Origin of the sequence: Arthrobacter globiformis (assembly GCF_030817195.1) — a bacterium.
Classification (GTDB): Bacteria; Actinomycetota; Actinomycetes; order Actinomycetales; family Micrococcaceae; genus Arthrobacter; species Arthrobacter globiformis_D.
Genome location: NZ_JAUSYZ010000001.1, coordinates 4,377,313 through 4,399,648 on the forward strand (window position 1 = coordinate 4,377,313; position 22,336 = coordinate 4,399,648).

18 protein-coding genes are annotated in these 22,336 nt (G+C 66.3%); 11 read left to right on the forward strand and 7 right to left on the reverse strand.

From position 1 onward, the window contains the following. Positions 1–14: 14 nt before the first annotated feature. The gene (locus QF036_RS19990) at positions 15–1,286 is read left to right on the forward strand and encodes an aminopeptidase P family protein (protein WP_307104670.1); all 1,272 of its coding nucleotides are present in this window, start codon (positions 15–17) and stop codon (positions 1,284–1,286) included. A gap of 199 nt (positions 1,287–1,485) precedes the next feature. Further along, positions 1,486–2,328 (forward strand): IclR family transcriptional regulator, encoded by an 843-nt coding sequence (locus QF036_RS19995; protein WP_307104672.1) that lies wholly within the window; start codon positions 1,486–1,488, stop codon positions 2,326–2,328. 24 nt (positions 2,329–2,352) lie between these two features. Here the strand turns inward: QF036_RS19995 and QF036_RS20000 are convergent, their stop codons facing one another. Next, positions 2,353–2,655, reverse strand: a complete 303-nt coding sequence (locus QF036_RS20000; RefSeq protein ID WP_307104674.1) for a helix-turn-helix domain-containing protein — start codon at positions 2,653–2,655, stop codon at positions 2,353–2,355. A gap of 68 nt (positions 2,656–2,723) precedes the next feature. Between QF036_RS20000 and map the strand changes: the two genes are divergently transcribed. Further along, on the forward strand, positions 2,724–3,500 hold the full coding sequence (gene map, locus QF036_RS20005; RefSeq protein WP_307104677.1) for a type I methionyl aminopeptidase: 777 nt from the start codon (positions 2,724–2,726) through the stop codon (positions 3,498–3,500). 8 nt (positions 3,501–3,508) lie between these two features. On the opposite strand, the gene QF036_RS20010 is transcribed toward map, so the two are convergent. Beyond that, positions 3,509–4,489, reverse strand: a complete 981-nt coding sequence (locus QF036_RS20010; RefSeq protein WP_307104679.1) for a M23 family metallopeptidase — start codon at positions 4,487–4,489, stop codon at positions 3,509–3,511. Between the two features lie 791 nt (positions 4,490–5,280). On the opposite strand from QF036_RS20010, the gene QF036_RS20015 reads away from it, so the two are divergent. Both QF036_RS20015 and QF036_RS20020 read left to right on the forward strand, forming a co-directional pair. Further along, entirely contained in the window at positions 5,281–5,529 is a 249-nt protein-coding gene (locus tag QF036_RS20015; protein WP_307104680.1) for a hypothetical protein, read from the forward strand. A gap of 7 nt (positions 5,530–5,536) precedes the next feature. Then, entirely contained in the window at positions 5,537–6,442 is a 906-nt protein-coding gene (locus QF036_RS20020; RefSeq protein ID WP_307104682.1) for a diacylglycerol/lipid kinase family protein, read from the forward strand. On the opposite strand, the gene QF036_RS20025 is transcribed toward QF036_RS20020, so the two are convergent. Continuing rightward, positions 6,435–7,004, reverse strand: a complete 570-nt coding sequence (locus tag QF036_RS20025) for a GNAT family N-acetyltransferase (RefSeq protein ID WP_307104685.1) — start codon at positions 7,002–7,004, stop codon at positions 6,435–6,437. The two genes, QF036_RS20020 and QF036_RS20025, sit on opposite strands and share 8 nt — an antisense overlap. Before the next feature lie 127 nt (positions 7,005–7,131). Here QF036_RS20025 and QF036_RS20030 point away from each other — a divergent pair, with 127 nt between their 5' ends. Beyond that, positions 7,132–7,551 carry a hypothetical protein gene (locus QF036_RS20030; RefSeq protein WP_307104687.1) on the forward strand — a complete coding sequence of 140 codons (420 nt, stop codon included), beginning with the start codon at positions 7,132–7,134 and terminating at the stop codon, positions 7,549–7,551. On the opposite strand, the gene QF036_RS20035 is transcribed toward QF036_RS20030, so the two are convergent. Together QF036_RS20035 and QF036_RS20040 are read right to left on the reverse strand one after the other, a co-directional pair. Beyond that, on the reverse strand, positions 7,548–7,757 hold the full coding sequence (locus QF036_RS20035) for a helix-turn-helix domain-containing protein (RefSeq protein WP_307104690.1): 210 nt from the start codon (positions 7,755–7,757) through the stop codon (positions 7,548–7,550). The two genes, QF036_RS20030 and QF036_RS20035, sit on opposite strands and share 4 nt — an antisense overlap. Further along, positions 7,757–8,254, reverse strand: a complete 498-nt coding sequence (locus tag QF036_RS20040) for a DUF2975 domain-containing protein (RefSeq protein WP_307104691.1) — start codon at positions 8,252–8,254, stop codon at positions 7,757–7,759. The genes QF036_RS20035 and QF036_RS20040 overlap by 1 nt, the downstream gene beginning before the upstream one ends. 96 nt (positions 8,255–8,350) lie before the next feature. On the opposite strand from QF036_RS20040, the gene QF036_RS20045 reads away from it, so the two are divergent. Together QF036_RS20045 and rox are read left to right on the forward strand one after the other, a co-directional pair. Beyond that, positions 8,351–8,956, forward strand: coding sequence for a hypothetical protein (locus QF036_RS20045; protein WP_307104694.1), 606 nt, complete (start codon positions 8,351–8,353; stop codon positions 8,954–8,956). Between the two features lie 136 nt (positions 8,957–9,092). After that, positions 9,093–10,514, forward strand: a complete 1,422-nt coding sequence (rox, locus tag QF036_RS20050; RefSeq protein ID WP_307104696.1) for a rifampin monooxygenase — start codon at positions 9,093–9,095, stop codon at positions 10,512–10,514. Here the strand turns inward: rox and QF036_RS20055 are convergent, their stop codons facing one another. Beyond that, complete coding sequence (locus QF036_RS20055) at positions 10,515–11,114, reverse strand: dihydrofolate reductase family protein (RefSeq protein ID WP_307104698.1); 600 nt, start codon at positions 11,112–11,114, stop codon at positions 10,515–10,517. 268 nt (positions 11,115–11,382) lie between these two features. On the opposite strand from QF036_RS20055, the gene QF036_RS20060 reads away from it, so the two are divergent. Further along, positions 11,383–12,258 carry an ATP-dependent DNA ligase gene (locus QF036_RS20060; protein WP_307104700.1) on the forward strand — a complete coding sequence of 292 codons (876 nt, stop codon included), beginning with the start codon at positions 11,383–11,385 and terminating at the stop codon, positions 12,256–12,258. 233 nt (positions 12,259–12,491) lie between these two features. On the opposite strand, the gene QF036_RS20065 is transcribed toward QF036_RS20060, so the two are convergent. Continuing rightward, positions 12,492–13,817 carry a S1C family serine protease gene (locus tag QF036_RS20065; protein WP_307104701.1) on the reverse strand — a complete coding sequence of 442 codons (1,326 nt, stop codon included), beginning with the start codon at positions 13,815–13,817 and terminating at the stop codon, positions 12,492–12,494. A 251-nt stretch (positions 13,818–14,068) separates the two neighbouring features. Between QF036_RS20065 and QF036_RS20070 the strand changes: the two genes are divergently transcribed. Together QF036_RS20070 and QF036_RS20075 are read left to right on the forward strand one after the other, a co-directional pair. After that, positions 14,069–19,255 carry a hypothetical protein gene (locus tag QF036_RS20070; RefSeq protein WP_307104703.1) on the forward strand — a complete coding sequence of 1,729 codons (5,187 nt, stop codon included), beginning with the start codon at positions 14,069–14,071 and terminating at the stop codon, positions 19,253–19,255. Beyond that, complete coding sequence (locus QF036_RS20075; RefSeq protein WP_307104705.1) at positions 19,252–22,311, forward strand: hypothetical protein; 3,060 nt, start codon at positions 19,252–19,254, stop codon at positions 22,309–22,311. The genes QF036_RS20070 and QF036_RS20075 overlap by 4 nt, the downstream gene beginning before the upstream one ends. Positions 22,312–22,336 lie beyond the last annotated feature (25 nt).

The window sequence follows — 22,336 nt, forward strand, 5'->3', positions numbered from 1 at the left end:
AAGGAAATAACAGAATGACCATCACCGAGAACCTCACCCGTAGTGGCGACGCTGTCAACGACGTCGCCAAGCTCGAGCGCCTCAAGGTCCTCAACAACGGCGAGAAGGTCTCGCTGACCTTCTCCGGCGCCGAGTTCGAGCGCCGCCTCGCCGGCCTCCGCAGCATCATGGCCGAAAAGGACCTGGACGCAGTCGTCCTGACCAGCTACCACTCGATCAAGTACTACTCCGACTTCCTGTTCACCTACTTCGGCCGCTCCTACGCCATGGTGGTCACCAAGGAGGACACGGTCACCGTCACCGCAAATATCGACGCCGGGATGCCCTGGCGCCGCAGCTACGGCGACAACCTGGTGTACACGGACTGGCGCCGGGACAACTTCATCTTCGGCATCCAGGAGGTGCTGCGCACCCGCGGCATCAGCGTCCGCCGGCTCGGCGTCGAGGACGACTCCCTGCCGCTGGACAACCGGAACAAGATCCAGGCCGCGTTCCAGTCCGCCACCCTGGTGGACGTGGCCCAGGCCGCGATGCGCCAGCGCATGATCAAGTCCGCCGAGGAAATCGAGGTCATCAAGCACGGTGCCCGGATCGGCGACCTGGGCGGCGAGGCCATCCGCAACGCCATCACCGCCGGCATCACCGAGTACGAGGTGGCGCTCATCGGCACCGAGGCCATGGTGCACGAGATCGCCCGCACCTTCCCCAACTCCGAAATCCGCGACACCTGGGTCTGGTTCCAGTCCGGCATCAACACCGACGGCGCGCACAACTGGGCCACCACGCGGAAGATCCAGGAGCACGACATCCTGTCCCTGAACTGCTTCCCCATGACCTCCGGCTACTACACGGCCCTCGAGCGGACGCTGTTCTACGGCGAACCGGATGCCCGTTCCCTCGAGCTGTGGAACATCAACGTCGAGGTCCACAAGCGCGGCCTGGAGCTCATCAAGCCCGGCGCAGTCTGCAAGGACATCGCCGCCGAGCTCAACGAGATCTACGTGTCCCACGGCCTGCTCGCCAACCGCACCTTCGGCTACGGCCACTCCTTCGGCGTCCTCAGCCACTACTACGGCCGCGAAGCCGGGCTCGAGCTGCGCGAGGACATCGACACCGTGCTCGAACCGGGCATGGTGGTCTCCATGGAACCGATGATCACGGTCCTCGACGGCCAGCCCGGCGCCGGCGGCTACCGCGAGCACGACATCCTGGTGGTGGGCGAGGACGGCGCCGAGAACATCACCAAGTTCCCGTTCGGCCCTGAGTACAACATCATCAGCGCCTGACACCTCCGGTTGGCCAACAACCCGGTTGGCTAACAACAGGGCATGCCCTCCCCCGCCGGTCGTTGTCACCAAGGCTTTTGTTTTAGCAGCCTTGGGTTAAGTACGACGACGGCGGGCGGCCGGGAGTGCATGGCCGCCCCCGCTTCCGCTAGGCAATAAAAGGCCGGAAGCACGACAGCGAAGAAATATAGTGAACACCATGACTCCCCCGGCAAAACCCGCGAACCCAGCCCCTGACGCAGGCAAAGACGCCGGCAACGGCGACGCCCGCGGCGCCTCCGTGATCGTCAATGCCATCGCCGTGCTCCGCAGCTTCACCGCGGACGAGCCCATGCTGGGCGTCACCGAGATCGCCAGCCGGGTGGGCCTGCACAAGAGCACGGTGTCGCGGATCCTGGCCACGTTCGAGCAGGAGCACCTGGTGGAGCGGGACCCGGACACACGCCGCTTCCGGCTGGGGCTGGGCCTGATCGCGGTGGCCGGTCCGCTGCTGGCAGAACTCGAGGAACGCCGCGTGGCCTATCCGGTGCTGCGCGAACTCACTGAACGCACCGGCGAAACCAGCGCCCTCATGGTCTGGAACGGCACCGAGTCCATGTGCGTGGAACAGATCGCCAGCCGCCAGCAGGTCAAGCACACCACCCCGCTGGGCGCACGCTACAACGATGCCCTCAGCGCCTCGGTCCAGATCTTCCTCGCCGGGGAACAGGCCGAACGAGTGCATGCCCTCCTCCGCAGCGGCACCATCACCCTGCCCGGCCTCGACGACCACTCGGTCGAGGAGTACCTGCAGCGCCTCGAGGAAGTCACCAAGCGCGGCTGGGCCATCAACTACGGCGAGACGTCCATCGAGGAAGTCGGCATTGCCGCCCCCGTCTATGACCACCGCGGCGACATCGTGGCCGCCGTCCTCATCCCTGCACCCAAGTTCCGAGTCTCCCCCGATACCCTGCAGAGCCTCGGCGAGGCCTGCGCCAGCGCGGCCCGCCAGGTCACGCAGCGCCTCGGCGGCGTGGCCCCCCGGGAGCGCCGCAGCGCATAGGCGGCGGAGCGCATAAGCAGCGCCTTACGAAGCCAGCCTCTCCCCTGCGTTGTGCCCAGAGCCAGCCGGTCCAACACCATGCTCGGGCTGGGTGATTTCGGCCCACACTGCGTCGAGGGAGAGTCCGAGGACATCGGCGATCGCTGCGATGGTCGGGAAGGCAGGCGTCGCCACGCGGCCTGACTCGATCTTCCGGAGGGTCTCCGGTGAGACACGGGCAGCGAGCGCGGTCTCGAGCATCGAGCGCTCCCCCCTGGCGCGACGCAACAGGGCGCCGAGGCGCTGTCCGCGCTCGACTTCTCCGGATGTGAGGGGCAACCTGACCATGGCTCCAATTCTAATACCGGGATAATATGGCCGGTATAGTTATTGGCAGCAGGAGAAGGGCGCGCCGCATGATCGAGATTCTCACCCCCGCCGAACTGGGCCGCGCAAAAGTGTCAGGCGCCCTGGTCGCTGACATCTTGCACACGCTGAAGAACCGCAGCGCTGTCGGCACGAACCTGCTGGACATCGACCGGTGGGCCCAGGCCATGATCCTGGAGGCCGGAGCGGAGTCCTGCTACGTCGACTATGCGCCGTCGTTCGGACGCGGACCGTTTGGCCACTACATCTGCACGGGCGTCAACGACGCCGTGCTCCACGGGCTGCCACGCGACTACACGCTTGCCGACGGCGATCTGCTGACTCTGGACCTCGCCGTCTCCAAGGACGGAGTTGCTGCAGACGCCGCCATCAGCTTCATCGTGGGCGAATCAAAGCCTGCGGAAAGCGTCGCGATGATCGACGCCACCGAGCATGCATTGAGGGCAGGGATAGCAGCCGCCGGACCAGGCGCCCGCATCGGTGATATTTCCTATGCCATCGGATCGGTCCTCACCGAGGCGGGGTATCCGGTCAACACCGAGTTCGGTGGTCATGGCATCGGATCGACCATGCACCAGGACCCGCACGTTCCCAACAACGGACGGCCCGGCCGCGGGTACAAACTGCGGCCTGGGCTGCTGCTCGCATTGGAGCCGTGGGTCATGGCGGACACGGCCCAGCTCGTCACTGATGCAGACGGGTGGACGCTCCGAAGTGCGACAGGCTGCCGGACGGCCCACAGCGAACACACGATCGCCATCACTGACGACGGAGCCGAAATCCTTACCTTGCCGAATCACAGCTAGGAGCCTCCCTACGGTGCTGCTGCCTCAATGGCAGCCGGCACATCAGCCGGTATAGCCGCCGGTGCTGGCACCGCTTCCGTTGTGGGGCTGGGTGCAGCACTGGGTGAAGAGGCCGGAGCTGGTGTTACCGGAGCCTGCGTTGCCGCGGGAGCTGGCGTGACAGCCGTTGCCGGAGCCGGCGTTACCGCGGGAGCGGGCGTGACAGTCGGAGCCGGCGTCGGCGTTACCGGCTTGGGCGTGACAGCCGGGGCCGGAGCCGGCGTTACCGGCTTGGGCTTGACGGCCGGTGCCGGAGCTGGCTTTACCGGCTTGGGCTTGACGGCCGGTGCCGGAGGCGAAGTTGCCGGTTTAGGCGCGGCCACCTTCGTTGCAAGCTTCGCTGCCCGCCTACCCGAAGGCTGCGCGGCGGCAACAGACACCTTGGCAGGAGAAGACGACTTCACCCCGGAAAGGCTCTGCGCGGATGGTTCGTGCTCGTCGTTCACCGCTGTGTGGCGAGCGCTGGCTCCGACCGGAACAGCCCAGGAGGCTGTCTCCGACGCGGCGCCGGGCTTCCGGTAGTCGGTCATCTTGATATTGGCAACAGGTCCCGAGTGACGGAGCCGGAGCAGAGTCCAGTTGTCGGGGTCTGTGTGTTTGCCGTTCAGAATGGTTTCGAAATGGAGGTGGCATCCGGTTGAGGATCCGGTGGTCCCGACCCGGGCGATGAGTTCCCCGGCCTGGACCGACTGGCCCTTCTTCACACCGATGCCTTCAAGGTGGTTATAGGTGGTGATCAGGCCGTTGCCGTGATCGATTTCCACCCGGTTGCCGCCACCCCACGGATGCCATCCCACTGCCCGCACCACGCCGGCATCCGCTGCGAATACGCGGGTTCCGCAGGCGGCGGCAAAGTCCTGGCCCCAGTGAAATTCGCCGGCCGAGCCGGTGATCGGACTTGTCCGCAGCCCAAAGTGCGACGTGGGAACCAGGACCTCCAACGGAGCCATCAGGGTTCCAGCCGCGGGACGCCGCCGTTGCGTTGAAGCCGCACCGACTTTCTGCACAGCTAGCTTCGTTTCGGTAAAGACCAATGTACGGCTGTAGGACAGGAACGCGTCCGCGGAAGCCGAGACAGCACCGGCGCTGGCAACGGACCCCTCTGCATTCGAGGCAACTGCATTCGAGGCGACCGTAGAAGAGGCGATGGCAGCGGATACGAGCGGCGCGTTGACGGAGACATCACCGGGCATCCCAGCGGACGTCTGCCCGGACGAAAGAACCGGGGCCGTGCCCTGGAATCCAAAGGCATAGACCGCCAGGAACGCCGCGCCCGCGCCTATCCGAACGGCACGGCTCAGAACGGGACGAGTCAGGACGGGACGACTCAGAACGGCTGGACGCAGGACCTGCGGTGTGCGCCGGACAGCGGAAGGCGCCAGATGCTTTGACATTAGATCTCCCCATAAAGGCCGCCGGGTGCTGGTCGATAAGGCTGGTGGATGGCGGCATGCTCCTAACATGGGAGCATGCCGGGCAGGCCCGCGAAACCGCTTCGGCCTCTTATGTGGATAAGCTCGGAAAATCTTGACCGGGCCCCCTCCCGAACTGCGGAAATCCTCGCGTGATGTTGAGGAATCCCGATGCGCACGCCAGCCGCCGCACAGCGCACCCCGGTACGTGGCGGACATCTTCCGTAAAGGGCCAGCCCGCTTCCGGCTCCCCGCGGGGCAGCAACTGCGGATGTAGGGTTGTGCTGACGAGCAGTCCCCGCATGTCCAACACGAGGAAGCCGCGAGGTGTGAGTGTGAACGAGTACGAGGCCTCACTGGTCATCAAATCCGGAGCGGAACTGCTGTCTGCGGCTTCTTCTGACCCCCGCTCGGAGGAAGGCTATGCGGCCGTCAAAGCCAATATCTCGGAGTCACTGGACCGGATAGCGGAAGCGCTGACGAACTTCGAGGCCGGATCGGGGGTCCGCAACCGTTCAACCGGCTGGGTCCAGGACCTTCGCCGCGTGGCGGACGACTTGGTGGATCGACAGGGCTGAAAGGCCGATGACAGCGAGCGGCCCCGGCCGGCCACCTGCAGCCAGTTTTGACCGGGCTGCCCTGGTCTTCAATCCCGGCAAGCCCGGCATGACCGCCAGGATCAACCAACTGCAACGGGACTTGGCTGCCGGAGTGCCGGATCTGCAGGTTGATCTGCTGCCCACGGACTTTGCCGGGCATGCACGGGACCTTGCACGGTCCGTGGCGGCCACCGGGTCCCCGCTCATCGTTTCCGTCAGCGGCGACGGCGGGTACAACGAGGTTGTCAACGGGGTGATGGATGTCCCCGGCAGCAGGGCGGTGTGCACCGTGCTCGCGGCAGGGAACGCCAACGACCACCACCGGAGCATGCCCGCAAAGCCGTTGCCGGAGTCTGTCCGGGAAGGCCGGGTCCGGCATATCGACCTGTTGCGCATCACGTTCGGGGAGGAGCAGCCGGCACAGGTTCACTACGCCCACTCCTACGTAGGCTTTGGGCTCACACCGCTGATGGCGATCGGCATCGAGAGCGGCGGAAAGGGCAAAATCCTGGAACTTGTGTCCGTCGCCCGCACGCTCTCTCATTTGAGGCCGTTCGAGCTGGTCCGGGCCGACGGCGCCACCGCCCGCTTCGACAGCCTGATCCTGGCCAACATTTCCCGGATGGCCAAGTATGGGACGGTCAGCGAGTCGGTCGGCCCCGACGACGGCCGGTTCGAGGTTGTGACACTCCCCCACTCCGGGCGCTGGAAGATGGCCCTGATGACTCTTCGGGCCGTGACGCTGGGACTCGGGAATCAGCCGAGCGTCAGCAGTTACGCCTTCACCACGCGGGATGCTGTTCCCTGCCAGATCGATGGCGAGGTCAGGCACCTTCCCGCCGCCACCCATGTTCTGGTGGAAAGCGCGAAGGGCGCCCTCGCCGTCATCTGATGCCGGAATTCAGCTCCCATTCACTCCGGGAAATCGCGTACTCGACGTCGCCATGTTCATCGCCCGGGATGGACACAGGCCAGTCAGCGACGAAGGAACGGACGAGGCGCATCCCGGATTTCTCCATCACCCGCCGCGAGGCTGTGTTCACTGCCATGGTGGAGGCAACCACCCGTTGCACACCGAACTCGGTAAACCCCTTGGCGATCAGTGCACGGGACCCCTCGGTGGCGTAGCCCTTCCCCCACGCCTCGCAGCGCAGCCGGTAGCCCAGTTCCGGCTGGTCGGGCGGGTCGCCGGGGGCGGGCCGATAGTGGAACCAGCCGAGGAAATCTCCGGTTGACTTCTCGATCGCGGCCCAGAAGCCGTAGCCGGGGAATTTCCGGTAGTAGCCGAGGAATGCTGGAAGGTACTCGCTTTCAACCTCGTCCCGCGGCGTCGGGGCACCGCCCGTGATGTACCGCATCACGCGCGGGTCGCCGTCGAGCTCCACGAGCAGATCTGCATCGTGGACATTGAACTGCCGCAGCACCAGCCGCTCGGTCTCCAGGAATATGGGCATGCGGGCATTCTTGCACCGGGCGCCAGATGTGTCAGCTACTTGACGGTCACCTTCCGCCGGAACGTCCCGGCGATGAATACCCCGCGAAAGTCTCGCCAGCGCCCGGCCCCGCGAGTAGCTTTGTGCCATGACGGAAGACTTCGACCTTTACGCGGAGAAATCGCAGGAGATCGCGAATGATCCGCGCCGGATTGGGTACTGGTTCTTCAGAGCGCTCCATGACAGGGCCAAGAACCTCGACGACCTGCATCTGATCGTGACCCCGGAGTCCCGTCCGTTGTGGGGATCCTTCGAAATAGCCGCGGCACTGCTGGACTCCATCGAGGATCCCGGCATGCTCCAGGAAGCTGTCTACGCCGATGGAGACCCTGAGGTCTGCTACATGCGTGTTGTCCGGGAAGCCAAAGAGCACACGTTCAGCACACCCACCACAATGCTGGACGACCCGCTGCTGATCACGCTCGTGTGGCGGCCAGACCACGGCCGGTGGATGGTTCATGGCTTAGGCGACGCGGTGCACCCGGACAGGGTGCCCCGCGGGGCTTAGTCGTCGTCGACCCACTCGAGCAGGTCGCCTGCCTGGCAACCCAGGACCCGGCACATTGCGTCCAGGGTGCTGAAGCGGATTGCCTTGGCCCGGCCGTTCTTCAGCACCGCCACGTTGGCCGGGGTGATCCCGACGCGCTCGGCGAACTCCCCCACGCTCATCTTGCGCTTGGCCAGCTCGACGTCGATGCGCACCACAATTGCCATCAGATCACCCCTTCCATGTCCGTCCGTAATGACGTCGCCTGCCGCAGCAGATCCCGCATCACCACGATCAGCAGAACCAGCACCGCACCGATCAGGGTGACGCCGATCAACACCGCAGGCATCCCGGGATCCCGCAGTTCGGGGGTGAAGTAGATGTAGGCGACCAGGGAAGCGGCCATGGCCGCCAGTAGCAGCCACGCCCCGACGAACGCCCACATGATCACGTCCACCCACCGCAGCGAGGCAGCGGTGAAGATCCGGTCACTCTGGACCAGGGTCAGCAGCCGCCAGATGCACACGATCACAATCTGCAGGCACAGGGCTTCCAGTTCCCAGAACAGCAGCATCGGCCACCGCCAGGGATCCATCCCTGGCCCCTCCTCGGTTGTGAAGAGAAACTCGCCGGGAAACGACATGACCTGGGCCACCAGCAGCCCGAGGAACACCATTACCAGCAGGACCCGTAGCGGGAGGACCAATCGACTAACGATAGACATGGCCTCATAATCTGGGTTTTTCTATCGAAAGTCAATATGACACGGTGCATCCCGACGTCGGCGCTCCGGACGGTCTCTGACGCTAGACTGACGCCGATGGAGACTGGGGAAAATCTGTTGGGCGGGTTGAACGTGCCGTTGTTGCGCCGGGCGGCCACCTGTTGCCTGGTGCTCGCTGCCGCGGCAACGTTGGTGAATTTTGGCGGCCTGGTAGTGGTGATCGCGGGAGGCGTGCTGCCCGGCTGGGCGATTAGCGCCATCCTGCTCGTAGCCTCGCTGGCACTGCTCCTGATAAGCCGTCGCGCGGCTGGGGGCGCGGCTGGAGGAAGGGGCGGTACGCGCCAAAACGCGCCCAGTACCCTGCTGCACCGGCTGGTTGTTTTCGCCGTCGGAGTGAGCAGTGCGGCCGGGGCGCTGGGCGACATGAGCGCCACCTATCACGTGCTGGAACCGGCAGGGCCGAACGGCTGCCGGGCCGTTGCGCGGGAGTACTCTTTCCTCTTCGCGGGCAGCGGCGCAGTCTATGCGGTCGGTCTCAGCGGAATCGGAACCCGGGTGAGCTCCTGGACCACAGACGACGGCTACGAACCGATCGCCGGCGGCTCCTATCAAATGAGCTGGGACTCTGACAGCGGCAGCCTTGCCCTCCTGGGCGGGAGGGATCCTGTGTGGCCGTCAGTGCATGGGGTTGAATGCGGTTGAACGCCGTGCATGCGAAAGGCAAGGAGACACAACCTCCCTGCCACTTTCAGGATATCGCCCGCCGGGGGGCTTGCCGCAAGGCCCCTCCCCTCGTCCAGAATGGTTGGCCGCGCTTACTTTTGGATTGGGGTTTCACATGTTCGACGTGATCATTAGCGGTGGCGGGCCGACGGGGATGATGCTGGCCAGCGAGTTGCGGCTGCACGACGTGGACGTGCTCGTCCTGGAGAAGGACGCGGAGCCGAGCAACGCGGTCCGCTCGCTGGGCCTGCACCCGCGCAGCATCGAGATCATGGACCAGCGCGGGCTGCTGGACCGGTTCCTCGCGCTCGGGCAGCAGTATCCCGGCGTCGGCCGCTTCGCCGGCATCGAAAAGCCCCTGCCGGTGAACCTGGACACCGCACACGCTTACATTCTCGGCATCCCGCAGCCGGTCACCGACCGCCTGCTGGCGGAGCGCGCCGTCGAGCTTGGCGCGCAGGTCCGCCGCGGCTGCGAGGTGACGGGCTTCGAACAGGACGACGACGGTGTAAGCGTCGAGCTCGACGACGGCGCCCGGCTCAGCGCGCGATGGCTGGTCGGCTGCGACGGCGGACGCAGCCTGGTGCGCAGGCAGCTCGGCATCGGCTTCCCCGGCGACCCGGCCACGAACGAATGGATCCACAGCGAGATGGAGGTGACCACGCCGCCGGACGAGCTGGCCGAGGTGGTGGACGAGGTCCGCAAGACCCACAGGGGGTTTGGCCTCGGCCCGGCCGGGAATGGGCTGTACCGCGCCGTGGTGCCCGCGGCCGCCGTCGCCGAGGACCGCTCGGTCCCGCCGACTCTGGAAGAGCTAAAGACCCAGCTGCGTGCCTTCGCGGGCATCGACTTCGGCGTCCATTCACCGCGCTGGATAACCCGCTTCACGGACGCCACCCGGCTGGCCGAGCAGTACCGCGCGGACCGGGTGTTCCTGGCCGGCGACGCGGCGCACGTCCATCCGCCGCTGGGCGGGCAGGGTTTGAACCTTGGCATCCAGGATTCGTTCAACCTCGGCTGGAAGCTCGCCGCCGAGGTCAACGGCTGGGCGCCGCAAGGGCTGCTGGACACGTACTTTGCCGAGCGCCACCCGGTCGCCGAAGGCGTCCTGACCATCACCCGCGCCCAGAGCGAACTGATCTCACCCGAGCCCGGCCCGCAGGCCGTGCGCCGCCTGCTGGCCGAGCTGATGGACTTCGACGACGTCAGCCGGTTCCTGGCCGAGAGGATCAGCTCGATCGGGGTCCGGTATGACTTCGGCGAGGGGCCCGAACTGCTCGGCAGACGGCTGCGCGACCTCCCCCTGTCACGGGGCCGTCTCTACGAGCTCACCCGCGAAGGCCGGGGGCTGCTGCTCGACCAGACGGGCGGGCTCTCCGTGGTGGGATGGTCGGACCGGATCGACCACGTGGCGGACGCCAGCGGGGAACTGGACGTGCCTGCGGTCCTCCTCCGGCCGGACGGCCACGTCGCCTGGATCGGCGACGACCAGGACGACCTGCTCCGCAACCTGCCGCGATGGTTCGGGGAAGCCTAACTAAGTCGACGCCGGGCGGTACCGCAGCAGGGCGTTGCTGGATCCGGGGAACGGCCGTGCCTCCAGCAGGGAAAGGTTCGCAGGTCGGAGGAACAAGGGCAGGCCTGCAGTGAGGGCGACCGGACTAACGGTTAGATGCAGTTCGTCGACAAGCCCTTGGGCCAGCAGGCCGTTCCACATTACGCGACTGCCGAAGATCAGGATGTCCCCAGTCCCGTTCTGTTTTTCCTGTTTCAGCCATGTGCCCGCCTCATCTCGCGGGATGACGGTCGTGGTGGCCGCCCAGGGGTGGTCCGCAGGAATATTCAAGGAGTCCGACACCACAACTTTGGCTATGCGGTTGTAGAGACGGCTGATTTCCCGGTTGTGCGGACTCAACGCGCGGTTGCTGGGGTCCTCGCCGGCATCAGCAATGCCTGGCCAGTAGGCGCCGAAACCTTCAAAGGACGTCCGGCCCAGCAGCACTGTTCCCGCCGACCGCAGCCGTTCAAGGTTGTAGGCGTCGAAAGTCTCATCCATGTTCAGTACCGTCGGGTTCCCGCTTTGATCAGCGTAGAATCCGTCCAGAGAGACGATGTTGTTGACAACAGTCCGGCGCATACACGAATGCTAGACGACTCCGCGGTCCATTTGGCGGCCGGCAGCGGACTGGGTTAGCAGCCCGGTCCCGGAGTGTGGAGGTAAGACCACCACCGCCACCGGCCGGTTCAAGTCTCCGCCGCCGTCCTTGGAAGAAGGATGGAGTTCCTTGGACGGTCTCAGAGAACAGCGGTTTGTCATCCGAACGGCGTGGCCCAGGCCTGCTGCCTCCTGACTGGTCTTGATATGAACGCTGCCGGCGCACGAACTGCGGGCCTATTCTGAGGGCATGTCGCAGTCCGGTGAGATGATTCCCCCGGCGCTCCGCCCGCCGCTGGAGGTTGCGCTGGCGAAGGGGGTGAAGGGCATTCCGCCGGCTTCCGCCTTGCCTGGCCAGATGCTTTTCGAGCCCAAGTTTGATGGTTATCGTGTCCTGATTTTTAGTGATCGGGATGGGGTTAGCCTGTCGTCACGCCAGGGTAAGGACCTCACTGGGTACTTCCCGGAGCTGGTCGAGGCGTCAAAATCGATGATTCCAGCCGGTTGCATTGTCGATGGCGAGGCGGTGGTGTGGTCAGAGGACAGGTTGAACTTCGAGGCCCTGCAGGGGAGGTTGTCAGCCGGCAAGGAAGGCCTGCGGTCGATGGTCCTCGAGCTGCCGGCCACGTTTGTGGGCTTCGACGTCCTGGCTGTTGCCGGACAGGACGCGAGGGGCTTGCCCCTGGTGGATCGGCGCGCGCTGCTGGAGGAGTTGGCTACTGTCTGGGCTCCCCCGCTCTCGTTGTCCCCTCAAACGACTGACCGGGAGCTGGCCCAGCAGTGGTTTGAGGGCCTGGCTGACGTCCGCATGGAAGGACTGGTAGCCAAGAGCAGCGTCCAGCCCTATGCGGGCGGGAAGAGGATCTGGCTTAAGGCCAAGCATGTTTCGGAACTGGATGTTGTGTGCGGGGCCGTCATGGGACCTGTGCACCGGCCGACCGAAATCGTGGCGGGACTGCCGCTGCGTGGTGAGCTGCGCATAGTGGGCCGGAGCTCACCCTTGAAACCTGCAGACAGCCGGACGCTTGCCCGTTGGCTCCGGCCCGCGGCCGGACCCCACCCGTGGCCGTCAACGGTCAAAGGAACCACCCTCGACCGTTTCAACCGGGAAAGCCTCACCAGTTGAACTGACGCTCGTTGATCCGGTCGTAGTTGAAGTCCAGGCAGATGCCGCCTGGTCAGGGCAGTCTTTCCGGCACTCGTTGCACTTCCGCAGGGTACGTCCGGAACTAGACCCGCTGGAAGTTGAGGTTCCTGCCAGGCTGGCTGTCGATCACAAGGAACGGTGAGCTCTCGGAGGAGGTCCCCTTCGTTTACCCAGGGATCGGGCGCGGGTGAGGGCCCGTCAGGTGGCCCTCCTTAGGACGCCGCGCCCAGGGTGATGTCCGCGGTCTGTTCCTGGCCGTCGCGCTGGAAGGTGATCTTCACGGTGGATCCGGCGGCCTGCTCGCGCGCGGCGGCCGTCAGTTCGGAGGCGTCGGTCACGGTCCGGCCGGCCAGTCCGGTGACCACGTCGCCGGCTTTCAGCCCGGCCCTGTCAGCGGCGGATCCGGAGGTCACCGAGGCCACTTCCGCGCCGGCCGTGAAGTCCGACGACGACCCTGACGTTTTGTCCTGAACGGACAGTCCCAGCTGGCCATGGGTCGCCTTGCCCGTGGAGATGATCTCCTCCGCCACCCGCTTCGCCTGGTTGATCGGGATGGAGAAGCCGACGCCGATGTTGCCGCTCTGGGTTGACGAGGACGACGACGATCCCGCGGACGCGATGGCCACGTTGACGCCGATGATCTCACCCTGGGCGTTGACCAGCGCGCCGCCGGAGTTGCCGGGGTTGATGGCCGCGTCCGTCTGGATGACGTTGACGCTGATGGAGTCCTGGGCGGAGGCCGCAACACCGGACTGGGAACCGAGCGGATTCTGTGAAGAGCCCTCCGCCGAGGATCCGTCAGACGTGGCGGACGACTCCGTCTCGATGGTGCGGTTCACCGCGGAGACGATGCCGTCCGTGACGGTGCCGCTCAGTCCCAGGGGTGCGCCGATGGCGATGGCCTTGTCGCCCACGTTGACGGCCCCGGAGTCACCGAGGGTTGCCGGGGTCAGCCCCTCGGCGTCGATCTTGATGACGGCCAGGTCGGAGAGCGGGTCGGTGCCCACGATGGTGGCCGTGTAGACCTGCCCGTTGTTGGTGCGGACCTCGACGGCGGCGTCCGCGGCTGCCCCGTCCAGCGTGACCACGTGCGTGTTGGTGAGGATGTGCCCCTCAGTATCCAGGATGATGCCCGAACCGGTGCCGCCGGAGCTGCCGGAGCTGACGCTGATGGTCACCACGCTGGGCGAGGCCTTCTGCGCGGCGGCCGTGACGGCGTTGACGCTCTCCGTGTTGTTGACGATGACCGGGCTGATCGCGGCCTGCGCCGTGGCGGTCTGCGCCGGCGCGTCAGGCCACAGGGCCGCAACCCCGGTGGCCGCCCCGCCGCCCAGTAATCCCGCCGCCACGAGGCACGTGACGAAGACGGCCGGGCCCACCCGCTTCCTGTCCCGCGGCCGGAGCGGCCGGGCCGGCGGGACCGGGGGCACACCACCGAAAGCCGGCGGGACGGCCACAGGAGGAACGGTCGGCACGGGGCCAGTCCCCTGCGGAACATCGGTGTGAGGGACAGGATTGTGGCTGGTCTCCGTGTACATGGGTGGCTCCTCAGGGGTACCGCTCCGGTTCCCGGAGCTTTCCCCCTGATCCTGTCCACCAGGCCTTTGGCCCTTCTGTCCCGGTGCTGTGCGGAGGCTGTGAAGGTCGCTTTGCCACCAGGGCGACTTTACAAACTATGCATTGACGCCCGTCTTGATCGGGTTCATCATGTGGGTGTTTACGCCGCGTCGATACATAGATGCGGCGAACAGACTTCTCGGGCGTTGTGGCCTAACTTCAAGGAACGCAGATGAATCTTCTTGAAAAGCTTGATCAGGAGGGCATCAGCACGGGCATGGTCGTCGATTCCACGACCTCCGCATTTCTTAGGGCACTGCCGGCGCCGGCAACTTTGACGGTGCCAAGCACAGTAACCGTGTCGACTCCTCAGGCAATGCCTGCGGTCCTCGGTTCGACCTTCACGGGCCCTGTGACGATTTCAGCCGCAGCCTCCCCGGGCTCGGCGCAGGCCACAGTGAAACTGAAGCTGGACGGGCTGGCATTAAGCCTGCCGTCCGCTGTTCGGGCGGCTACCCGAACTGTGACGGCCAGTGGCCAGCGCCGGCGGATCCGCTATGCAGACGCGGGCGGACCTGCCAGCGTGACGGCAACGGGAACCATCAGCATCATCCTGGCCCAAAGCCACTCCCCTGTGGTTGATGTTTCGCAGCTCTCGCTATCCCCACAGCCCCGGACCGTGCTGCTACCTGGCAATATCGGCTTGACTCTCCCGGCAACCTTCACTGCCGAGGGTGGGAGCTTCAAAATGGTGGGAACCGAGTTCGTACTTCCTGAGTCAGTGCCTGTGGTCGGTGGTGTCGCTTGTGAGGCCGACCTGGAATGCGGCAAGGGTCCCTTGAATCTTGACCTCACCATTCAGCCAGCCCTTGTCACCGATGGTCAAAATGCCCCCGCTATCGGGGGCACGCTTTCATGGCATCTGCCCAACGCCGAATCATTCGACCAGCTTGTCCCCACCGCCGTCTCTCTCACGCTCGATCTTCCGACGGGCGACGGACTCCTGGGAGCGGGCGGACCGACGGTGAGCACACCATTACGGGTCCGTGCCGGGATGTCCCGTCCGCCCGAAGATCCCGGTGCGCTTCACGTGACCGTCACGATGGAGTCGGATGCCCCTTCCGGGCTCCTGAGCGTCTTCGACGCCAGCCCCGGCGCCATCGCTGCGGGCATCACGACGGCGATCGCCCCGGCAATTCTTGCCGATTCACCGACCGCTGCCACCGGCGCGCTTTTCGCGACAGCAGCCCTGGTGGGCCGCGAACTCGCGGTCAAGGGCGGCTTCACCCTGCATGCAGTCACGCTGGACGCCTCCGTTGAGGGGTCCAGCACAGTCAACGCACTGCTGGACGTCGAGGGCCTGGTGACGGCCGACCTTTGGCGCTCTGGCCCGCTGGCGGTAGGCATGCGGCCCGGTGCCCGACCTCTTCGGGTGCGCTGGCGGGACGTTGCGGCTGCAGTGGATCCGGCCGCGGACGTCGGTGAAATGCTGACCCTGGATTTCTCCCGGTCGCGGGTTGAGGTGGTCGATCCGGGTGAATGGACCATCGACACGCCCGGGTCGCTCCTGGACATCGTGGGAACGCGTTCCGGGCACGGCTCTACATGGTTTGAGGTGGACCTGCGGTTCGTCGTGGAGCTTGGCCCCATCACAATCAGCGGTGCCACGGTCCGCGCGACCTTCGAAAACGGCGACGTCTCGCTTGGGCTGCGGGGCCTGATCGCCGGCGTCGAAGTTCCCGGCCTGATCAGCGGCGAGGGCCAGGTGTCCTTCACGCCGGGCGGTTTCGCGGTGGTCCTGGGCGTCGAGGTCCCGCCCGTTGGCCTCGCTGCCCTGGGTTTCCTGCGTTACGACGACCTTCCGCAGGGCCGCAAGACAGAACTCGGCTTCGCCGTCGACCTGCCCGGCCCCATACCCCTGGGCCCGACAGGGCTAGGGCTCTACGGAGTGCTCGGAACCTTCGGCTACAACGCTCGCATGCCTGCCCTCGATGCAGCCAACCCCTTCCTGTCGCTCCGGAAATGGAAGCCGTGGGTACCGCTGGACTTCGGACCGGGCAACATGACCATCGGCATCGGCGTCAGCATCGGCACCGCACCCGACAACGGCTTCTTCTTCAGTTCCCTCGGCGTCCTCGGTCTCACCGTCCCCGCATTCGACCTGCGCGTTGGCCTTGACGGGAACCTGTTGGCAAAGCGCAAGACCCTGACGCGCTCGATCCTGGACAAGCTGAAGGATCGGGCGGATCATCCGCCACCCGCAGAACTTGCGATCTCCGTCTTTGGCGGGGTCGCCGCCACTACTGACGCACTCGACATCGCAGTGGCCGGGAAGTTCACCATTGATTATCTCGTCGCGGTGGATGTGCCGCTGGCCGCGCATTTCCCCTTCCGCGGCGCCAACTGGTGGATCCGGAATGGCAGCGACGACGGAATAATGGCGCCAACAAACCGTCCGCCCGGCCCCATCAGGGCCCGGGTTCTGCCGAAAACACCCTTCGAGTGCGGGGGCTGGGCATTCCTCATGGTGCACGGCGCCGGAATCAACGCTCCGAGCCTGATGGGAGACCCCGCCATCCCGGCGACGACGGGCTTTACCATCGGACTCGGGGCGGGCATAGAGGTGGTCATCGGGGCCAAGGGCATTCTGTGGGCAGAGATCACCGCCCGCCTGACAGCACTCATCAGCACCAGGCCCCGGTTGGTCCGCATCACCGCAAACGTCAGTGGAACGTTGGGGATTGGGCCCTTCCATATCGGGCTTTCCGCCGAAGTGACCCTCCAGGTATGGTCTGACCGGCAAGGCGACATCCTTTATGCCTACAAGCTGCAGGTGTGCGGCGAAATCGACCTGTTTTTCGACACCCTCCGCAAATGCATCACGATCAACACCCTGGACGCCGCACCAGCCCCGTTGGCACCAGCCCCGGCCCCTGAAGACTGGCCCTGGCCGGACGTGTTCCTCGCCGACGGGCTCGGGCGTTCCCTCCCCGCCGCCGACGGCGCAGCCGGTTCCCAGCAACGGCCGGCCAGCGGCAGCGGACCGGTCCCCGACGGCGGGTGGGCCAAGGCACCCGTGGTTTGGCCCGACGTCGTACCCATCCTGGCCTTTCCGATCGCACCGGCCGTCGGCACCGCGAACATCACCTCGCCGGCCCCCTCGATCAACCTCGGTCTGGTCAGCTCCGGTGGCGCAACCATCACCTGGACCCTGCAGGACGTCGTACTCGAGGACGTGACGAACCCCGGGGCAATCACCTCCATTCCGCTCTACGACACGTCACGCTGGCAGCCGCCGGCGGACACGGGGACGTGGCCGGCCGGAACGTCCAACACACGGGAACTGGTTCTGCTGCGCCGCACGCTCCTGGCGTGGGCGGCGCACATCGCCGGTGACGGAAGCCACCTGAAACCGATGATGGATCCGGGCCAGCTCATCGGCGGCGCCTGCCTCTGGAGTGCATCGGAAGGGCCGGGGTGGGCCGTGGGCAGGGATGCCACTCCCCTGGATACGGCGGACTGGCATGTCCCGGCCGAACACTCCGGGTGGGATGCCCGCACCCTGCTGACCTTCGCTAACGGCACCGGCTTCACCGTCAGAACCGTACCGGTGTTACCCATGGGTGCGCCGTCCCAGCTTCCTCCCGCCACCATCCCTGCCGGCCCGGCGGGCCTCTCCTCTGAAGCGACAGCGGACGGCCGACGGTTCGCGAGCGCCTTCCGCCTGACCGGCTCGGTCTTCATCGTCCGCGAGCCCTTCCTGTGGATGCGGACCTCCGTCACGCTTGATGAGCCGGTTGTGGACGGCAGACTGCACCTCCTCCTAGCCATGAACGACGGCGAGAACCCCTACGACTTCTACGCCGGCACCGCATCGGCCCGCACGAAAGGTGGAACCACCGTCGCAGTGTCGGTTGAGCCCGGGGACAAGACACCCGACGGTTCCGGCGTGGTTGTAACCCTGGCCCTGCCGCCCTCACCCGACGATCCAATCGCCGTGATCGATTTCGAGCTCTCCTGGGGGCAGCCCGCCTACATCCTTGGGCTGATAGCCACCACCGGCAAGGATCACGCCGCGGCTATGCGCGGCCGGGACGCGCAGAAGGCCTCAAACAACGCCGATGCGGCGGGCTCAGCCGTCCCCGCGAAGCTAAGCAAATTGCTGACGCCGGGGCACCGATACCGCATCAGCGCCACCCTGGGCTGGGAGAGCGCGCTGAACGTCGCAGGGATCAACGCTGCGCCGGACAGCTCAGGCCCCGGCCCGTTCACCCAGTCGTGGTACTTCGCCACCGCCGGAAGGGACCCGAACCCGCCAGCCAAACCGGCAACACCACAGCAGGCCACACAACTGGTGAAAGCCGGCACCGCCTCCGGATACTCCTCAAAGTGGAAACTCGTCGAATCCGCCGCCCCGGCCTTCACGGCCACCGGGGCCCGGATTGAAGCCCACCTCGCCACCGCCGTCCTGCTCGATACCTTCAAGCCCGGCTACCTGGCCCGGTACGTCAAAGGCTTCACCCCCGCAGACCACACCGAATACCTTTTCCCCGCTGACCGCCCCGGAATCGAGTTCCTGGCGATGCACATCGTCGAACTCGCCGGGCTCTACAGCAGGGATGTCGGCCTGCTCGTCCGCCGGGTCGACAAGGCAGCACCCGACATCTACGCCGTCCCGGTCCCCCAGCCCGCCAAGTCCAAACCGAAACTGGCCCTGGCGTCCGCGGTGGCAATGGCGGCCAAGAATGCGGGATGCCCGGTCCCGCCCACCGAGTCCGCGCTCACGTTGCCACAGGACCTGCAAATGGGGGCAAGCTACGAGCTTTCCTGCGTTCTGCCGGAAGCGGGGAACCTGCACCCGGGCAAATGGACACCCTCCATCGGCGGCATCACCTTCACGACCTCCAACTACACCGGCCCCGCCGACCTCCTGCACTCGTTCGGGTTCGCTTCCGGTGGGAGCGGGGCGGCACACGGTGACTTGGCGGTGGTCCCGGTGACGACGGCGGCCGGGCACGTCCAGGACGACGCCGAACTCGAGCGCCTGGTTGATGCGCTCGGTCTCCCCCCGCTCCGGCCCGTCCGGGCCAACCGCTCCAGCCTGCTCTGGGCGCTTGCCGGCGGCAGATGGGCCCTGGCCGGCCTGCTGCTGGAATCGACGGAACCATTTATCCGCGATGAGTCCCGCCGAATGGGTCTACGGGACGCGAAACTCTCAGGAACCGAGCTGCCGGTCCGCGTCGTGAACAGGGCGAGCACCACAGCACTTTGGCTTGCCACCACGCCGCTGAATGTCAGCTCCCCGGTGAGCCTTGTGGTCCGGGCCACCGACCGGCTCACTGACTTCACCTGCGGAGTGACGGTCACGGCTCCGCCCCGCTTCACCTCCGCGATCCTGACCGCTGTGGAGGACCAATGAGCATCGTTTTCTGCGACCGCGCCACCGCGTTCGGTGACATCGCCTGGCTGACCGGCGACGGAACGGACCCGCAGATACCCGACGGCGTCCACTGGCACGTCACTATGGGGCCCAATGGGGGCCTGCCCGCAGGGCCCACCATAATCGTGGACCTGAAGCCCAACTCTGACAGTTGCCGTCCAGGGAACCTGCTGCGTTACTTCGGACAGGGCGGACTCGGCAGCTGGCAAATCGACGCCGACCAAGGCCACGAGCTCACGCTGGTCTTCGAGCAACCGGGACTCGGGCCAGAGGTGCTGGGCTGGGCCTTCATCCAGGGCGACGGCGAACTCACAGTGTCGGCTTCCGATCCCTGGCTCACCCGGCAGGGCCTTTGGTCGGTGAATGCGGCCCGGTCAAGGCCTGGCCCCGTTGATTCCACCCGCTGGCGGCTCGCATCCGCAGATTGCCAGGTCGTGCGCATTACCGGACACGGGACGGTCTCAGAGGCATGGGCTTACATCGGCAGCAGCAGCGTCAACATGGACCAGGCCCGAGTGCTCAGCTGTGCCTCGCTGGCACACGACACAGCACAAGACATCCCGTACTACCTCCCCGCCAGCGACGGCAGCGATGACTGGAAAGCCCGCGTCGGCCGCTCGGCGCCGATCCAGCGGTTCCCCTCGGACCCGGAACGTCCGGGAGAGTCCGACCCCGACCCGGACCGCGAGATCTTCCGGATCCGCACGCTGATCGACCCGCCGCCCGATCCCAGCACCGGCACCGCTGTCCAGGGCGTCGCAGCATGGTGCCGGAAAGCATACGGAGCCCTCAACAGCGGCGTGCAGGGAACCATCGACGGCGTGGCCAACGGCACCACCGTGTCCCAGCCCGCCGACGACGTGTACCTGCAGGCCTCCATTGATCCCGGCGTAGCACGCTGGCAGGGCCTTTCGGGCACGCTTGATCAGGAACCGGATCTGACCGACGCCCCCAACCGGATAGGGCTTGCCGCCGCCTTCGTCCCCGTGTTCCGCCTGCTCCGTCCCGGACAGTCTCCTGCCCCACCAGCAGGTGACGCGGAGGCGTTCTACGAGGACAGGATCGGTGGATTTTTCCACCTGCAGGAGGTCACGCGCGATTTTCCCCAGCTCGAAGACGGCAGCCAGTGGGAACTCGTACTCCTTGCAGTGCCCCTGCCCTACCTGCGCGAATGCCCCCAGGACAAGCCCGAGCCGCCCGAACTTCTCCCGCTGGGTGCCTCCTGGAACGCCGTCACCACCGGCCGCTGGTCGGCCACAGTAGGCATTGACCGGCTGGTGCCCCGCGGCGAGGTCGCCTTCGTCCAGACAGAACCAACACGCACCACCCTGCACCCAGGACACGCTGGCGCACCCGAGCCGATGATTGCAGGGTACTCCAAACCGCACGGGCACGTTCTCACAGCCGCCGGGATCCCCGGCGGGCACCCATCCATCACAGTCGGCGTCAGCCTCCAGGACTGGCTCGGACGCTGGGGCGACATGGGCGAAGTGATCCTCCACCGGCCCGCCCGGCCTCCGGTCCCCCCGCCCCAAGGCAGCACTCTGGTCATCCCGGGCGCTGTCCCCGCCGGCATCGCCCCCGCCTCCTCCGCCACGGTGCGCGCCGACATCAGCGTGCAGTGGCCGGCCGGCCCCGGGGCCGTCCCCCTGAACGGGTTGCGCGTCGCTGTTCCGCCGGAACCCTCGCCGCGTGTACTGAATATCGGGCAAGGTGACGTCAAGAACGGACTGATCAGCCGCACAGTCGAGTTCCCGGCCCGGGAAACGACACCGGGCGAAGTGGCCGTTGACACCCTGACGCTGCAAAGCACCGACGCCGACGGCAGGACCTCCTCCACGGTCACCGTCACCGCGCGGATCGTTGATCCCCGCCCCATTCGGGCCCCAGTGGCCAGCCCCCGGCTCATCGCGAGCACCCGCCGCGGCAACAGCCCGTCCGTCACGGTGACACTGTCCATCACCGCAGCCCCCAACGCCCGCGCCTACCGCGTCCTCATCGCGGGCGAAACCACACTCAGAAGGGCGTTCGGCCTGCCTGCCCCGGACCCCGCCGAACCGCGCGCGGAACGGGCCGCAACCGTCCGGCGCGCCATGGCCGGCCGCGACCGACGAAACCTCTATTCATGGGCATCAGCGAAAACGTATACAGTCCAGGACGGCGCTGCCCGGGCCACCATCGACCTGCCCGCCGGAACCGACGGCGTGGTGTTCGCCCGCGCCGTCGCCGTCACCACCATCCACGGAAACCCGCCGACAGAGTCGGTGTCCACCCCGTTCGAACGCACCGAACCCGTCGCCGTCGTCGTGCCCCTCAGCGACTTCCCGCCCGTGCCCGACATACGGACGTCCGCGCGCGAGGACGGCTCCGCGGCCGTCACCGTCCGCGTCACCCATCCACCTGCGGCCATGCTTTCCAGCCTCCATATCGACGGCGAACCCGAGGCACGTATACAGGCGCGCCTTGTCGAGTACCTGGCCAATGCAGAACCCGTGTTCTGGCCCCAGATCAGCACCCTCACGCTGGAACCGTCCCCCGAGGACCCGGCCGTGTTTGACGGCACGGCCATCATCCGGGGACGTCCCTGGCAGCGAACCGCCGTCGCCGCCTGTGTCCGGTACCCGGCGGAGCCAACCCTCGCGGCCGGAGACATCGCCATCGCCAGCGAGATCCGCGCCACCGGGCTGCAGTACGAACACATCCCGTCACCCTGGGGACCGTATTCCGCCCCGGCCTGGCTCGACTTCCGCGGAAACGTGCCAACCCTCGAGTTTTCACACACCCTCTCACATGGCGGACACTCCGTGTCGGTCACAGCCACGGGCCTACCGACCCTGCCCCCAGGGGCTCCGGCATGGGCAATGCAGCTGTTGCGCGGAACGTCGAGCCTGGCGCCAGACGCAGGCCCGGGTGGGGACCCGGTTCCGGCGTCCACGGGCCTCAGTCTGATGCCGCGCCCCTCCTACAGATACGCTGTGCTCCTCATCGATCCGTTTGGAGGCCAGCACGGACCGGTGGCGGTTCCCCTAGTGTGAAAGCTACAACAAGTGCCTGATGACA